The sequence below is a fragment of the Nocardia sp. NPDC004415 genome (genome assembly GCF_053602435.1).
Genome location: NZ_JBSGDP010000015.1, coordinates 71,038 through 86,534 on the forward strand (window position 1 = coordinate 71,038; position 15,497 = coordinate 86,534).

General features: G+C 72.0%; 11 protein-coding genes. 2 read left to right on the top strand and 9 right to left on the bottom strand.

Features of this window, described 5'->3' with window-relative positions:
- Positions 1-8: 8 nt before the first annotated feature.
- From ACWEMY_RS10230 to ACWEMY_RS10270, 9 genes are all read right to left on the bottom strand, one after another.
- Positions 9-1,136: a histidinol-phosphate transaminase gene (locus ACWEMY_RS10230; RefSeq protein WP_452389717.1), complete on the bottom strand. Its 1,128-nt coding sequence runs from the start codon at positions 1,134-1,136 to the stop codon at positions 9-11.
- On the bottom strand, positions 1,133-2,470 hold the full coding sequence (gene hisD / locus ACWEMY_RS10235; RefSeq protein ID WP_452389718.1) for a histidinol dehydrogenase: 1,338 nt from the start codon (positions 2,468-2,470) through the stop codon (positions 1,133-1,135). Before hisD ends, ACWEMY_RS10230 begins: the two co-directional genes overlap by 4 nt.
- A 146-nt stretch (positions 2,471-2,616) precedes the next feature.
- On the bottom strand, positions 2,617-4,224 hold the full coding sequence (locus tag ACWEMY_RS10240) for a serine/threonine-protein kinase (RefSeq protein WP_375938053.1): 1,608 nt from the start codon (positions 4,222-4,224) through the stop codon (positions 2,617-2,619).
- A gap of 88 nt (positions 4,225-4,312) precedes the next feature.
- Positions 4,313-6,055 carry a penicillin-binding transpeptidase domain-containing protein gene (locus ACWEMY_RS10245; protein ID WP_452389719.1) on the bottom strand — a complete coding sequence of 581 codons (1,743 nt, stop codon included), beginning with the start codon at positions 6,053-6,055 and terminating at the stop codon, positions 4,313-4,315.
- 46 nt (positions 6,056-6,101) lie between these two features.
- A complete protein-coding gene (locus tag ACWEMY_RS10250; RefSeq protein WP_452389720.1) occupies positions 6,102-8,162 on the bottom strand; it encodes an acyltransferase family protein in 2,061 nt (686 codons plus the stop codon).
- A gap of 147 nt (positions 8,163-8,309) precedes the next feature.
- Positions 8,310-9,182 (bottom strand): arylamine N-acetyltransferase family protein, encoded by an 873-nt coding sequence (locus ACWEMY_RS10255; protein WP_375938044.1) that lies wholly within the window; start codon positions 9,180-9,182, stop codon positions 8,310-8,312.
- Between the two features lie 77 nt (positions 9,183-9,259).
- Positions 9,260-10,252, bottom strand: a complete 993-nt coding sequence (locus tag ACWEMY_RS10260; protein ID WP_452389721.1) for an alpha/beta hydrolase family protein — start codon at positions 10,250-10,252, stop codon at positions 9,260-9,262.
- A 138-nt stretch (positions 10,253-10,390) separates the two neighbouring features.
- Positions 10,391-11,380, bottom strand: a complete 990-nt coding sequence (locus ACWEMY_RS10265) for a TAXI family TRAP transporter solute-binding subunit (protein WP_452389722.1) — start codon at positions 11,378-11,380, stop codon at positions 10,391-10,393.
- A gap of 16 nt (positions 11,381-11,396) precedes the next feature.
- On the bottom strand, positions 11,397-13,472 hold the full coding sequence (locus ACWEMY_RS10270) for a TRAP transporter permease (RefSeq protein WP_452389723.1): 2,076 nt from the start codon (positions 13,470-13,472) through the stop codon (positions 11,397-11,399).
- A 173-nt stretch (positions 13,473-13,645) separates the two neighbouring features.
- Here ACWEMY_RS10270 and ACWEMY_RS10275 point away from each other — a divergent pair, with 173 nt between their 5' ends.
- Together ACWEMY_RS10275 and ACWEMY_RS10280 are read left to right on the top strand one after the other, a co-directional pair.
- A complete protein-coding gene (locus ACWEMY_RS10275; protein WP_452389724.1) occupies positions 13,646-14,824 on the top strand; it encodes a winged helix DNA-binding domain-containing protein in 1,179 nt (392 codons plus the stop codon).
- Between the two features lie 33 nt (positions 14,825-14,857).
- The gene (locus tag ACWEMY_RS10280; protein WP_452389725.1) at positions 14,858-15,496 is read left to right on the top strand and encodes a GNAT family N-acetyltransferase; all 639 of its coding nucleotides are present in this window, start codon (positions 14,858-14,860) and stop codon (positions 15,494-15,496) included.
- Position 15,497: the final 1 nt, after the last annotated feature.

The window sequence follows — 15,497 nt, forward strand, 5'->3', positions numbered from 1 at the left end:
TCCAGCGGTCAGTGGGTGAGGTCGGTGCCGGCGAGTTCGCCGCTCACGCGCAGGAATTCGTCGTTCTCCGCGGCGAGGCCGATGGTGGCGCGCAGGTAGCCGGGGATGCCGACATCGCGGATGAGGACCCCGGCGTCGAGGTAGTGCTGCCAGGCCACCGCGGCGTCGGTGAAGCGGCCGAACAGGATGAAGTTGGCGTCGCTGGGGATCACCTCGAAGCCCTGCGCGGTGAGCGCGGCGGCGACCCGGTCGCGCTGGGCCGCGAGTTCGGCGACGCTGCCGAGGGTCTCGTCGGCGTGGCGCAGTGCGGCGCGTGCGGCCGCCTGGGTGACCACCGAGAGGTGGTACGGCAGCCGGACCAGCAGGATCGCGTCGATCACCGCGGGCGAGGCCGCCAGGTAGCCGAGGCGTCCGCCCGCGAAGGCGAAAGCCTTGCTCATGGTGCGGGTGACCACGAGCTTGGTCGGGAACCGGTCGATCAGCGTGATCGCGCTCGGCGCGGCCGAGAACTCGCCGTAGGCCTCGTCCACCACCACGATGCCGGGGGCGGCGGCGAGCAGCCGTTCGAGTTCGCCGATCGGGATGCTGTGGCCGGTGGGGTTGTTCGGGCTGGTCACGAACACCACGTCGGGGCGGCGTTCGGCGATCTGGGCCACGGCGTAGTCGATGTCGAGGGAGAAGTCGCCGCTGCGCTTGGCCTCGATCCACTCGGTGTCGATGCCCTCGGAGATGATCGGGTGCATCGAGTAGGAGGGCACGAAACCCAGGGCGCTGCGGCCGGGCCCGCCGAAGGCCTGCAGCAGTTGCTGCAGGATCTCGTTGGAGCCGTTGGCCGCCCACACGTTGACGGCGTCGACGGGCACGCCGGTCTGCCGGGTGAGGTATGCGGCGAGGTCGGCGCGCAGGGCCACCGCGTCGCGATCGGGGTAGCGGTGCAGGTCGGCGGCGGCGGCGCGCACCGATTCGGCGACGTCGTCGATCAGCGCGCGACTGGGCGGGTGCGGGTTCTCGTTGGTGTTGAGCTGCACCGGCACGGTCAATTGCGGTGCGCCGTAAGGGGATTTGCCGCGCAGGTTGTCGCGCAGGGGCAGCTGGTCGAGGGTCGCGGCGGCGCCGGGCACGGTAGGAGTGCTCACGACAGCGCCTCGAACCGCGCCTGCACGGCCTGGCCGTGCGCGGGCAGATCCTCCGCGTTCGCCAGGGCGACGACGTGTCCGGCGACATCCTTCAGCGCCGCCTCGGTGTACTCCACGATGTGGATGCCACGCAGGAACGTCTGCACGCTCAGGCCCGAGGAGTGCCGCGCGCAGCCCGCGGTGGGCAGCACGTGGTTGGAGCCCGCGCAGTAGTCGCCCAGGCTCACCGGGGCCCAGGGGCCGACGAAGATGGCGCCCGCGCTGCGCACCCGCGCGGCCACGGCCGCGGCGTCGGCGGTCTGGATCTCGAGGTGTTCGGCGGCGTAGGCGTCGACCACGCGCAGGCCCTGGGCGATGTCGTCGACCAGGACGATCCCGGACTGCTTGCCGCTGAGCGCCGCGCGCACGCGATCGTTGTGCTTGACCACGGCGAGCTGGGCGTTCACCGCCGCGTCGACGGCATCGGCCAGCGCGGGCGAATCGGTGACCAGCACGCTGGCGGCGAGCACATCGTGTTCGGCCTGGCTGATCAGGTCGGCGGCCACGTGCACCGGATCGGCGGTGGCGTCGGCGAGCACCGCGATCTCGGTGGGACCGGCCTCGGCGTCGATCCCGACCAGGCCACGGCACAGCCGCTTGGCCGCGGTGACGTAGATGTTGCCGGGCCCGGTGATCAGGTCGACCGGCTCGAGCGCGGCCCCGTCGGTGTCGGTGCCGCCGTAGGACAGCAGCGCCACGGCCTGCGCGCCACCGACCGCCCACACCTCGTCGACACCGAGCAGTGCGGCGGCGGCCAGGATGGTCGGGTGCGGCAGCCCGGCGAACTGGGCCTGCGGCGGCGAGGCCACCACCAGCGACTCCACCCCGGCGGCCTGCGCCGGGACGACGTTCATCACGACCGAGGACGGGTAGACGGCATTGCCGCCGGGCACGTAGAGCCCCACCCGCTCCACCGGCACCCACTTCTCGGTGACGGTGCCACCGGGCACCACCTCGGTGACGGTGTCGGTGCGCCGCTGGTCGGCGTGCACCTTCCTGGTCCGCTCGATGGCCACCTCGAGCGCGGCGCGCACGGCCGGGTCCAGCTCGTCGAGCGCCTTCGCCAGTTCGCCCACCGGCACGCGCACCGCGGCCGGGCGCACCCCGTCGAACTTCTCGCTGTAGTCCAGCGCGGCCTCGGCACCCCGGTCGCGGATGTCCTCGACGACCGGCCGCACGTGATGCAGCACCGAGTCCACGTCGACTCCTCCGCGCGGCAGCGCGGTGCGCAGCTCGGCAGCGGAAGGAGTACGACCGCGCAAGTCGACGCGGGCGAGCTCGATGCGGGGAGTCATATCGGGGTGCAATCCTGTCTCTACACGGTCTCAGGTCACCTACCAGCCTAATGGTCGCCCGCCATCGCTTTTCCGGCACATCCCCGGTCCGCACAGCAGCGAGCCGATCCCGGCGCGGGCGCGGGGATCGGCTCGGGTGGGCGGTGTCAGCGGGTGTTGCCGTCGATCTGCAGGCGGCCGCCGGAGTTCACCACGCGCATGACCATGTTGGACCTGGTCTGCCCGTCGATGGTGATGCTGGCCAGCTGCATGTCGGTGGAGCCGTCGGCGTTGTTGCCGCTGACCGCCGTGATGCTGGTGAAGGTGTTGATGATGCGCCCGTTCCAGTACTCACGGAACGCGGTCTCGCTGCCGTAGAGCTTCTGCGCGGCGGGGGTGAGCAGCGACCAGGAACCGGCCGGGTTGCTGTAGAAGTCCTCCACCAGCTGACCGGCCGAACCGATGTCGACGGTGCCGACATTGGTGGTCTGCCCGAGCGCCGCCGCCACGGGGGTGTTGCTCGCGGCCGGGCCCGGCGACTGCACCGAGGTCGACGGATTCGCCTGCACCTGAGGGGAATCGGTGTCCGAGCCGCTCATGGCGCTGACCGCGACGGCGATCGCCGCGATCACCGCGCCCACACCGGAGCCGATCAGCACCGCACGGCCCTTGCCCGCCTGCTTGCGCGGCTGCGGCGCGGGCTGGGCCTGCGTCGGCGGATGCGCGGCGGTGTCCAGGCGCGGCTGCGGCCGCGGGTTCGAGCGGATCTGGCGGGTGGTCGCCGTGGAGGCGCCCGCGTGCGAGGCGCGGCGGCCGGACTGGCGGATCACCTGGGTGGCCGCGGCGGAGTTGCGGCGGTTGTAGGCCTCGCTGGCCGGGACGAAGCCCGCGGGCACGGCGTCGGCGTCCGCGTCGGCGAAGGCGGCCAGCGCGGCACGCGACTCGGCCATGGTCGGCCGGTCCAGCGGGTCCGGGTTCAGCAGGTCGAGCAGGAAGTCGGTGGCCGGGCCCGCGTTGCGCGGCTCACGCACCTGGCCGTTGGCCGCGGCGTAGAGCACGGCGAGCGGATTGGCGTTGGCGCCGTAGGGCGGTTCGCCTTCCAGCGCGTGGAACAGCGTGGCGCCCAATGCGAACACGTCGGCGGCGGGCGTCGGGTCGGAGCCGCGGGCGACCTCGGGAGCCAGGTAGGCGGCGGTGCCGCAGATCAGGCCGGTCTCGGTGAGGGTGACGTCACCGGTGGCGCGGGAGATGCCGAAGTCGGTGATCTTCACCTCACCGTGCTCGCCGAGCAGGATGTTGCCCGGTTTGACGTCGCGGTGCACCAGGCTCGCCTGGTGGGCGGCGATGAGCGCCGAGGCCACCTGCTCGCCGATGCGGGCCACCTCGGCCAGCGGCAGCGGGCCCTTCTGGCCCAGCTCGGCCGCCAGGCTGACCGACTTGAGGTACTCCATCACCAGGCACGGATCACCGTTGTGCTCGGTGATGTCGAACACCACGATGGCATTGGGATGCTGGAAGCGCGCCGCGTTGCGGGCCTCCCGAATCGCGCGCTGGCGCAAGACATCCCGTTCGCCCTCGGGCAAACTGGGTTTGATGTGGATCTGCTTCACAGCCACGGAGCGTTGGAGGCGTTCGTCGACAGCACGCCATACAACGCCTGTGCCGCCGCTACCAATACGCTCGACCAGGCGGTAATGCTCCGCGATCTTCTGACCGGTATCGATGGCGCCTACTCCGAACCTTCTCGAAATTGTGACATCCCGCGTATTGACCATGGATATGGTCCGTCGACGAGTGTAGCTGGCCGTGGGATGACCGCGTGCGGCAGCGGGGTGATTGCCCGTCCGCGACGCGTGACATAGATCATCGTTTCACACGCAGCATCCTGCCCGCTGCCTCGACCGCCGGTCCGGAGCTGCCAGCGTCGGCGACGAAGACCGCGAAGGCCACATCGCCGTCGATGCCGACGAACCAGCCGTGCGCGTGCTCGTCGTCGAGGTATTCGGCGGTGCCGGTCTTGCCGAGCAGACCGGGGATGTCGCGCAGCGCGGTGGCCGTTCCGGCGCTCACCGTCTCGGCCATCATGGTCTCTATCTGCGACGTCACCGTCGCGGGCACCGGCGCGGCCTGCCGATCCGGGGCGCCGGGGCGGCCGCGCACGATCGCCGGAGTGGGCGCCGAGCCGTGGGCGAGCGAGGCGGCCACCAGTGCCATCCCGAAGGGCGAGGCGGTGACGGCGCCCTGCCCGATGCTCGCCTCGACCTGCTGGGCCGGGTTCTGCGCGGCGGGCACTTTCCCGGTGACGGTCGTCAACCCGGGTGTCACATAGTCCACGCCGAGACCGAGCTGTGCGGCCGCCGCGGTGAGCCCGTCGGCGGGCAGGCGCACGCCGAGTTCGGCCATGGTGGTGTTGCACGAGCGGGCGAAGGCGGTGTGCAGCGGGACCGCGCCGAGGTCGAAGCCGTCGTCGTTGGGAATCGTGCGGCCCTCGATGGTCGCGCGGCCCGGGCAGGGCAGCACGGTGTCGACGTTCACGTTCCCGGCCTGCAACGCGGCCGAGACGGTGACGGTCTTGAAGGTCGAGCCGGGCGGATAGAGCCCGGTGAGCGCGATCGGGCCCTGGTCGTCGGCGGGATCGTTCTGCGCGACGGCGAGCACCTCCCCCGTCGACGGGCGCAGTGCCACGATGGCGGCGGGGGTGGTGATCGGGGTGAGGGCCGCCTCGGCGGCGTTCTGCAGGTCGATGTCGAGAGTGGTCGCGAGGTCGGTGACGGGTTTCGCGTCGGGTCCGGCGATGCGCTGGGTGCCCTCGGGGGTCCGCGCGCGCACCGCCCAGCCGGTGGCGGCGTCGGTCTGCTCCTGCCAGAGTTCGCTCAGCCCGGCCAGGGTGGGGCCGCTCAGGGCCGGGTCGACGGTGAGCAGGCGGGGCTGCGGCGCGAGCGTCACCCCGCGGACGGCGCCCAGCGGCTCCCGCACGGGCGCGATGTCGGCCTCGCGCAGCGCGACCACGGTGACGGGGTTGCCCTCGGCGGCGGCCAGTTCGGTGCGTATGCCCGCCTCGGTGACACCGTGCCGGTCGAGCAGCGCGGCCAGGGCGGGCAGGTCGGCGTCGGGCGCCGCCCGGACCAGGGTCACCTCCTGCTCGGTCATCAGGTCACCGCCGGAGGCGTCGAGCACCCGGGCCGGTGTCGGTGGGACCGGGCTGTAGACGAGGGGGCCCAGATCCAGGCCGGGCGCGACCGTCTCCGGGCGCCAGGCGATCTTCCAGCCGTCGCTGTCGGTGGCGGTGCCGGTGGTGGTGTAGGTCCACTCGTTGCGGCCCTCGGGACCGAACTTCCAGGTGGATTCGAGGGTGAAGGTGCTGTCGTCGGTGCCCGACACCCGGACGGTGTCGGTGCGGCCGAGGTTCTCGAACAGCGCGGTGAGCACCGGCGCGGCCTGCGCGGGAGAGTCGGTGAGCGCCGCCGCGGCGGCCGCGTCACCGCTGGTCAGCGCGGCGGCGAAGGCCGTGGCGACGGTCTCGGGTTGATCGGGTCCGGTCGAACAGGCCACCGGCAGCAGGGCGAGCGCGAAGAGCAGGACCGGGGTCTTGCGGGGAAGTCGCACGCGACCGAGGGTAGCCGCCGTCGCGGGCCCGCGCGGGGATCCGGCGCTACCACCAGCCGGTGACGAGACCGATCTGCCTGCCCAGCTCGGGGGCCAGCGAGCGGGCGTAGCTGGCGGTCAGGTGGTGTTCGTCGCGGTAGATGAGCACATTGCCCTCGACCACCCGGCAGCGCTGCGGGCGGCAGACGGCGTCGGTCAGGTCGAGCAGGTGCACGTTCGGGTAGCCGGCGGCGGGTTCGGCGGCCGGGTCGACGGCGTCGAGGGCGTCGGTGCGATCCATGCCGCAGCTGTCGGCGTCACCGCGGTGCGCCAGGCAGTCGGTGGCCCGGTAGAAGACCCCGTCGCGCTGCAGGCGGGGCGTATCGCGCAGCGCCAGCACATTGAGCCCGCGGTCCTGCAGCGCCGACCACGCCTCCAGGTACTCCACCGGCACCTCGTCGCCCACGCCGGACTGGCGGTAGCGGGTCGAGAGGGTCAGCACCCAGCCGGGCGGATCGGCGGCCAGCCGGTCGAGCACCTCGACGGTCCAGGCGTGGCATTCGGGGAACGGGTACTCGGCGTAGGACGGCTGATCCGACAGCACGATCGGGCAGCCTTCCTTGAGATAGGAGATCACCCGGAACCCGTGCTCGGCGCCGAGCAGTTCCAGCGCGGGCAGCCAGTGCTCGGAGTGCGAGCCGCCGACCAGCGCGATCGAGCGGGTGGCGGTGGGATCGCCGTAGGTGCAGACGCGGACCTCACGATCGGGGGTGATACAGCCGTCGGTCGTGGGCGAGGGGGTGTCGACCGGGCCCTCGAAGACGGTGGGCCGCATGGGTTCGGGCGAGTACTCGGCCCCGGACAGCAGGGCCGACGCGCCGGGATAGCGGTGGGGGTCCAGGGCCTGCGGCGGCACCGCCGGATTGGCGCTGAGCACGACCTGCCAGCCGAGCGTGGCGGCCAGCACCCCGACCGTGAGGACCCCGACCAGACCGCCTGCGACCCGGTTGTTCGCGGTGCTCACCTGGCCCGCGGACGGCATCCGCAAGGGGTTCTCGACCAGCCGCGCGGTGACGTAGGCCAGGACGAGCGAGACCCCGATGACGAGCAGTCCGTCGACCAGTCCGGCGTGCGAGCGGCCGGTCTCGGCCAGATAGAAGATCAGGATCGGCCAGTGCCACAGGTACAGCGGGTAGGCCAGCGCGCCGAGTTCGGTGCAGACGCGACCACCGAGCAGGCGGTTGGGCCACGCGCGCGGTCCGGCGGGGCCGAAACCGGAGGCGATCACCAGGCAGGCCGCGGCCACCGGCCACAGCGCGGCCGTCCCGGGGAACTGGTTGGCGCCGTCGAACAGCGGCCCGCACGACAGCACCATGACCAGCCCGATCAGGGCGACCACACCGCGTAATCGCACCGGGATCCGCAGGTAGGGCGCGGCCACGGCCAGTACCGCACCGGCCAGTAGTTCCCAGGCGCGCGCGAGGCTGTCGTAGTAGGTCCAGGCCTGATGGGTGGCCGAGCCGTGCGCGGCGTACCAGAACGAGAGCAGCCCGAGGCCGGTGAGCGCGAGCAGCAGGGCGGGCCTGCCGACCGCGCCGCGCCTGCGCAGCCACGCCCAGCCCGCCAGCACCGCGACGATCGCGACATAGAACTGCCCCTGCACCGACATCGACCACAGGTGCTGCAACGGGCTCACCGACGGATCAGGGGCCAGGTAGTCCAGTTCGGCGCCCGCCAGATACCAGTTCTGGCCGTAGAACATCGAGGCCAGTGTCTGCGCGGCGGTCTCGCCGAACTGGGTGTAGGGCCGCAGCGCGATGGTGGCCAGCACGATCGCGGCCAGCACCAGCACAAGCGAGGGCATCAGCCGCCGCACGGTACGCCGGGCCGTGGCCATCGGGGCGAGGACGCCGCGCCGCTCGACCCCGCGCACCACCGCGCCGGTGAAGAAGAAGCCCGAGAGCACCAGGAACACGTCGACCCCGCCGGAGACCCGGCCCATCCACACGTGGAAGGCCACCACCAGCGCGATCGCGACGCCGCGCAGCCCGTCCAGATCCCCGCGCCGAACGGTGACGGCGTCGGCCGTCCCGGGACGGGTCACCGATTCCCGCTGAATCGGCACCACGGATGGAAGCTTCGGCACGGACGACCCCACTGTCTCGAACCCCACAGCCAGCATCGGGGTTGTTTCCCGGCAAGTAACCATCAATTTGCCGTAGCGACACCGCGGAAGCAAACCGCCGGGCCGTGCGCGAGCTCCCCGCGCCGGTGCCTAGTTCACTCGCCAGGGTGTGCCGACCAGCGTAGCCGCGTCGGCCTCGTCCAGGTCGATGTCGAACACCTCTGCCAGCACTTTCGGCAGTTCGCCCGGTTCGAGTTCACGGGCCTGGGCGGTGCCGTCGGGGTACTCGGTGGTCAGGGTCAGGTCGTCGAGCACGTGGTGGGCCTCGGGCCGGAACCGCTGGACGAAGGGCCTGCGGGTGAACGGCGAATGCGCGGAGGTGGACACGAAATGGTTGCCCACCGCGTAGTCGGCGGGGTACTGCGGGAGCGTGCCGAAGCTGTAGCGGTCCTGCCAGCCGTCGCGGGCGAAATGGTGCAACACCCACAGGTCGCCGCCCAGTTCGTCGACGCGGCGCTCCAGCCGCAGCCGCCACTGTCCGATCCGGAACTCGCCGGGCGTCTCGGTGAGTTCGTACGGGGCGAGCGGGCCGAAACCGAAGCCCACGTCGCAGAGCCAGACCCGGTCGTCGGAGTCGGTGGTCACCCGCAGCAGCGCGTGGGTGGCGGGGCGGATCACCCCGCTGTCGAGGGTGCCCATGGTGACCCGGCCGCTGATCCCGGTGACGCCGAAGCCGAGCCGGGCCAGCACGGCCGCGAACAGGGTGACGTTCTCGTAGCAGTAGCCGCCACGCCTGCGCCGGACGAGTTTGTCCTGCAACGCCGCCAGATCGAGCGGGACGCCACGGCCGAGGATGATCTCGAGGTTCTCGAACGGGATGGTCGTGGTGTGTGCCTCGACCAGGGCGTGCAGGGTCCGCGCCGTCGGGGTGCGCGGTCCGTCGTAGCCGATGCGGGCCAGGTAGGCGTCCAGATCCAGATCCGGGTGCTGCCAGTGGTCCGCGCGCCGCGCCGGTTCGCTCATCGTGTCCTCGTTTCCGCCGGTGTCTGCCCTGCCTCCGCGACAACACCCGGGACCGCGCCGGTGTTCCGTCCCCTGCCTCAGGCGGCGCATTTCGCGGCGGGTGGGGCGGGCGGCGCGGTGACCACGCCCGCCGCCACGTCGACGACATAGTCGCTGATCGGCGGGTCCAGCGGTTCGGTGCCCGCGAGCAGCCGCAGCACCACACAGCCGCCTTCGTACAGCGCGGGTCCGACATCGTGGTTGCCCGGCACGATCGCGCCGTCGAGGTCGCGCCCGCTGACGACGGTGTAGAAGGAGAACGGTTTGCTCGCCGCGGTGAGCGCGGCCCGCAGTTCCACGCTGGTCGCGAAGGGCACCACGGTGTCGGCGGTGCCGTGGACGAGGAAGGCGCGGCGCATACTCATCCGCCCGGCGAGCAGCGCGGGCGACCGGTCGACGTAGGCGAGCGGGCACACCAGCGGCGTGCAACCGCCCGCGTCGCGTTCGATCTGGGCGGGCAGGTCGGCGTTCACGGTGCCCGCGGCGGCCCACATGGTGAAGTCGTCGGCGGGACCGTAGTTGTCGACCCAGTAGTCGAACAGCCCGGCCGGACCGTGCGCGACCGCGAGCCCGCTGGTGATCCCGCCCTGACTCCAGCCCCACAGCACGGTGGAGGTGATCGCCCGGTGCTCGTCGCGATACCAATGCGTCGCGGCGACCACGTCACGCCAGCCCGCCCACAGGTTCCACTCCCCCGTGCGCCACGGCCCGTCCGCGCTGCGCAGATCCATCAGCAGGATCGGTGACCCGCCCGCCCGCGCCAGCGCGGTCATATACGGCGCGAAGTCGGCCGAGGACCCACCGTGCCCGTGCACGGCCACCACCAGCTGGGTGGCGGGGGCATCACCCGGCACGCACCGATACGGCTCGTAGACGCGCCCGGTGGCCCGCTCCCCGTCGACGGTCAGCGCGACGGGCTCCACCGCCACCCCGGCCGCGCACAGCGGCTCCGCGCGCAGCACGGGCCCGAACGCGACCACCGTGCCGAACACCAGGGCGCACACCGCGACGACACCGCCGACCCGCTTCATCCCGCGATTGTCCGCCACCACGCACCGGGCGTCCAGCGCGCACCCGATACCGCACGCACCGGCATTCGCGTGGGAAGCCGTCGGCCCGCGACACACCGCCCCGGCACGTCCCACGCGAGCAGCCGACGGACAGCCCGGTCAGCCCAGCGCGACCTCCGACCCGCGGTGCAGCGGCACCGGTGCGGTCTTGCTCGCGGTGGCACGGTCGATGCCCGCGGCGGCCGGGTTGGCCTGTTCCAGTTGGGGTTTGCGGTCCAGCAGGGTGCGGGTGAGTACGCAGGCCAGGTTCGCGTCGAGGTCCTCGCGGACGACGAGCAGGTTGGGCACCACGACGGTGGGCACGTCGGCGGCCAGCCCGTAGGTCGCGGCGGGGATGGCGCCTGCCTCGTAGACCGGGTTGATCTCCTTCAGCTTCGGCAGCGCACCGGTGATGTCGAGGAAGCGGACCTTGTCCTTCGCGGTGGTGAACAGGTCGGTGATGCCCGGTGTGGGCAGCCCGCCGGACCAGAACATGGCGTCGATCGAGCCGTCCTTCATACCGTCGACGGTCTTGGTGAGATCCAGGCGCTGCGCGGACACATCGCTGTCCGGGTTCAGTCCCGCGGCCTGGAGCACGCGCTGGGCGATCACCTCGGTGCCCGATTTCGGCGAGCCGGTGGACACGCGTTTGCCGCGCAGGTCGGCGAGCGTGGCGATGCCCGCGTCGGCGCGCACGATGACCTGGGTGTAGTTGTCGTAGAGGCGGGCCAGCGCGCGAATCGGCTGCGCGTCGGTGAAGCCGCCGGTGCCCTGGACGGCGTCGGCGGCGGAGTCGGCCAGCGAGAATCCGACCTGGTAGGTGCCGCCGACCACCTGCTGGATGTTCTGCACCGACGCGCCGGTCTCGGCGGCGGTGGCCTTGACCGTGCCGCTGGTCGCGTCGGAGATCTGCTCGGCGAAGGCGTTGCCCAGCGCGAAGTACACGCCGGTGGCATTGCCGGTCGCGATGCCGATCCTGGTGTCCTGGTGGACTTCACAGGTGACCGCGCCGCCGGAGTCGGCGGTCGGGGTGTCCTGCCTGCCGCCGCAACCGGTGAGCAGCGCCGCCGCGGCGGTCACCGCGACCGCGGCTACAACAGTTCTGACCATGGTGTCCCCTCTCGAGTCACGGTGTCTCCGTGACGGTCCGGCCGCGTGCCCGCTCGACCACCCCGGCGAGCACCGTCACCAGCAGAAGTCCGAGCCCGATCGTGGTGGCGGGCGGCGCCGGGTAGAGCAGCGTCAGCCCGGTCAGCGCGGCGAGCACGCGGACGGGGGTGCCGACCGCGCCGATCCCGAACAGCCAGCCGCCGGTCGCCACCGCCAGCGCGGCCACGCCCAGGCAGGCGGCCGCGCCGACCCACAGCACGTCGAGCACCGCACCCCGGCCCAGCAGGTACTGGCCGGAGTCGGTGAGCACGAACATCAACGGCACGAGGAAGGCGGGCAGCGCGTAGCGCAGGGCGTGCCACATGGTGGCCATGGCCTTGGCGCCGGTCACCGCGGCGGCGCCGACAGCGGCCAGCGCGGTGGGCGGGGTGACCTCCGAGAGCACCGAGAAGTAGAAGACGAACATCGCCGCGGCGGGCGCGGGCACGTCCAGCTCCAGCAGCGCGGGCCCGATGATCACCCAGCCGATGACAAACGAGGCCGTCACCGGCACCGCCAGTCCCAGCAGCGACAGCGCGACCGCCGCCAGCACCGCCGTGGTCGCCAGCACGACGGCGGGGTTGTCCGAGAGCACCGATCCCGCCCGCACCAGCAGCGCGGCCACCTGCGCGCCGAGCCCGGTCTTGGTCGTCATGGCGGTGATCACGCCCGCCGCCGCGCACACCGCGACCACCGGCAGCGCCGCGCGCATCCCCAGCGAGAGGGCGCGCAGCGCGTCGAGCACGAACCGGCCCGGTGCGATCTTCTGTGCCGCAGGATCTTCCGCCGCCCGGGCCCGCAGGAGCCGGTCCGGGACGGCGAGCAGCAGCGCGAGCAGGGTGGCGTAGACGACGGCGCGGGTGGCGCTCATCCCCACCAGCAGCAACACCACGATCACGATCAGTGACGAGAAGTGATAACCGAAGCGGCCCAGCAGAATCCACCCCGACACCGGTGGCGCCGCGTCGGCGAGGTCGGCGGGTGCGCGGCCCTCGGCGTGGATGCGGCGGGCGTCGATCTCGACCGAGAGCAGGATGCCCAGGTAGTAGAGCAGGGTCGGGATCAGCGCCCAGCCGAGCACCGTCACATACGACACGTTGAGATATTCGGCGACGATGAAGGCCGCGACGCCGAGCGTCGGCGGCGAGAGGATGGCCCCCACGCCCGCGGCGGCCAGCATGCCACCGGCCTGTTCGGGCCGGTAGCCCGCCTTGCGCAGGATCGGCCAGGTCACCGCGCCGGTGCTCACCGCGGTCGCGGTGCCCGAGCCGGAGACGGTGCCCAGCAGGAAGCCCGAGGCCACCGCGGTGCGTCCGGCCGCGCTGTGCGAGCGCCGGAACAGCGAGACCGACAGATCGACGAAGAACCTTGCGGCGCCGGAGAATTCGAGCACCGCGCCGTAGATCGTGAACAGCACGATGTAGCTGGCCGCCACGTCGAGCGGGGTGCCGTAGAAGCCGCTGCCGGAGTTGTAGAGGGCGTCGACGATCTGGTCCACGTCCAGGCCCGCGTGCGCGATGGTCCAGCTCTGCGGCAGCAGCCCGCCGTAGTAGCCGTAGGCGAGGAACACCAGGCACACCGCGGGCAGGATCGGGCCGGTGGTGCGGCGGCACGCCTCGAGGACCAGCACCAGCAGGATCGTGCCGAGCACCATGTCGATCCCGGCCAGCATGCCCTGCCGGTCCAGGAACGCGTCGTAACCACCGCCGCCGTCACCGATCACGAACGGCAGCACCGGATACAGGCACACCAGCAGCGCGCCCACCGCCAGTACCCAGTCCAGCACCGCGGGCCCGTCGACCCGGTCGAGCCTGCCCCACCCGGACCGGTAACTCAGGAACACCAGCGGCAGTGCGACCGCGAGGAACACGACCAGGTAGTACTGGCTGCCCTGCGACAGCGGCCGGAAAACCTGCCACAGCGCCAGTCCTGCCAGCCCCAGCGCCACGATCCCGACCAGCCGCGCGGAAAACCCGGTGAGCTCGCGGGCAGGGCGTTCCTCGTCGTCGACGCCCAGTTCAGCGGCCGTGACAACCGGTGGCGCTGCGCTCATGAGCGCGACGATAACAACATCGGCCCCTGCCCCACGGCGAAAACGACGACCCTGGATTCTGCACAAAAGTGACAGAAACTCCCCCGGTCGCCGCGCCCGTTCCGTGCTGTGCCGCAGTGGGTTCCACGGCGGCGATCTTCGGGGATGTCGGTGGCCCCGCCTACGATCCGCGCATGCCCTCGATCGATATCGCGCAGCGCCGGGCCCGGCTGGCGACCAGACACCGTCTCGCCCTGTCGGCCCGTGCGGCCGACCCCGTCGAGATCGCGCGCTCGATGGTGGTGCTGCACGCCACCGACCCGGCCACGGTGTACCTCTCGGTCGGCGCGCGCGGGATCGATCTCACCCCGGCGGCGATGGAACGGGCCCTCTACGACGAGCGCGCGCTGGTGCGGCTGCTCGCCATGCGGCGCACCATGTTCGTGGCGCCCACCGAACTGGTGCCGGTGCTGCAGGCCTCGACCTGTGACGCGCTGGCCCACAAGCAGCGGCGCACCTACGGCCGGTTGATCGAGCAGGCCGGTGTCGTCGACGGTGACGTCGCCTCGTGGCTGGCCGAGGTCGAGGCCGAGACGCACGCGGCGCTGCTGGCCCGGGGCGCGGCGACGGGCGCCCAGCTCAGCAAGGACGTGCCGCGCCTGCGCACCCAGATCGATACCGCGCCCGGCAAGTCGTACTCCAAGCCCACCAACATCACCACCTGGGTGCTGGTGGTGCTCGGTGCCGAGGGCCGCATCGTCCGCGGCCGCCCCAACGGCAGCTGGACGAGCAGCCAGTACACCTGGGCGCCGGTGGAAACCTGGCTGCCCGAACAGGGTTCGGCGCTGTCGACGGAGGAGGCGAGGGCCGAGTTGGTACGGCAGTGGCTCTACGCCTTCGGACCCGCGCCGGTGACGGATCTGAAGTGGTGGACCGGCTGGACGCTCGGGGAGGTTCGTAAAGCCTTGGCCCAGTTGCCGATCGCCGAGGTGGACCTCGACGGCACCACCGGCCTCCTGCTCGCCGACGACCTCGCCCCGGTCCCCGAGCCGCAACCGTGGGCGGCCCTGCTGCCCGCCCTGGACCCGACCCCGATGGGCTGGCAGTCCCGCGACTGGTTCCTCGGCCCGCACGCCCCGGCCCTGTTCGACCGCAACGGCAATATCGGCCCCACCATCTGGGCCGACGGCCGCATCGTCGGCGGCTGGGCCCAGCGCGCCGACGGCGAGATCGTCACCCGCCTGCTCGAGGACGTCGGCCGCGACCACCGCGCCCTCATCGACGCCGAGATCGCCCGCACGGCAACCTGGTTCGGCGATGTCCGCGCCATCCCCCGGTTCCGCACACCGCTGCAACGCGAACTCACCACCTGAGCCGCGCGCCCCGGCCCGGGTAACGTCGGCGGGGTGGAGATCCGTGGATTCACCGAACAGGACCGCATCGAGCTCAGGGAGCTGGCCGTGCTCGCCGGGTCGGGGTCACCGACCGAGAGCCTGTGGGGGCATCCGGAATCCGAGGCCGCGGTGTATCTCGATCCCTACCTCGACCGGGAACCGGAATCGGTGTTCGTCGCGGTCGCCGACGGCAAGCTCACCGGCTACCTGGTCGGCAGTGTCGATTCCGCGAACTTCCCCAGCGAGGAGGAGCGGATGACCGAGGCCATCCGCCGCTACCGCCTGGTGCTGCGCCGCGGCCCCGCCCTGTTCTTCGCCCGCGCGGTCGCCGACACCCTCGCCTCCCGCCTGCGCCGCCGCGAGCTGGCAGGCGACTTCACCGACCCCGGCTACCCCGCCCACCTGCACATCAATGTCGCCCCGGCCGCCCGCGGCACCGGCGCCGCCGAAGCTCTCGTCCACCGCTTCCTCGACCACGCCGGCGCCGCCGGAGCGCCCGGCTGCTACCTGCAGACCCTCACCGAGAACACCCGGGCCGTCCGCTTCTTCACCCGCCTCGGCTTCACCCCCACCGGCACGCCCGCCGATGTCCCCGGCCTGCGCTACCGGGGCGAACGAGTGCACCAGCAGACGATGACGCGCGCCTGCTGAT

Coding starts and splice junctions, on each gene's coding strand:
- hisD (WP_452389718.1), bottom strand. CDS start 2,470: ATGACTCCCCGCATCGAGCTCGCCCGCGTCGACTTGCGCGGTCGTACT.
- ACWEMY_RS10240 (WP_375938053.1), bottom strand. CDS start 4,224: ATGGTCAATACGCGGGATGTCACAATTTCGAGAAGGTTCGGAGTAGGC.
- ACWEMY_RS10255 (WP_375938044.1), bottom strand. CDS start 9,182: ATGAGCGAACCGGCGCGGCGCGCGGACCACTGGCAGCACCCGGATCTG.
- ACWEMY_RS10260 (WP_452389721.1), bottom strand. CDS start 10,252: ATGAAGCGGGTCGGCGGTGTCGTCGCGGTGTGCGCCCTGGTGTTCGGC.
- ACWEMY_RS10265 (WP_452389722.1), bottom strand. CDS start 11,380: ATGGTCAGAACTGTTGTAGCCGCGGTCGCGGTGACCGCCGCGGCGGCG.
- ACWEMY_RS10270 (WP_452389723.1), bottom strand. CDS start 13,472: ATGAGCGCAGCGCCACCGGTTGTCACGGCCGCTGAACTGGGCGTCGAC.
- ACWEMY_RS10275 (WP_452389724.1), top strand. CDS start 13,646: ATGCCCTCGATCGATATCGCGCAGCGCCGGGCCCGGCTGGCGACCAGA.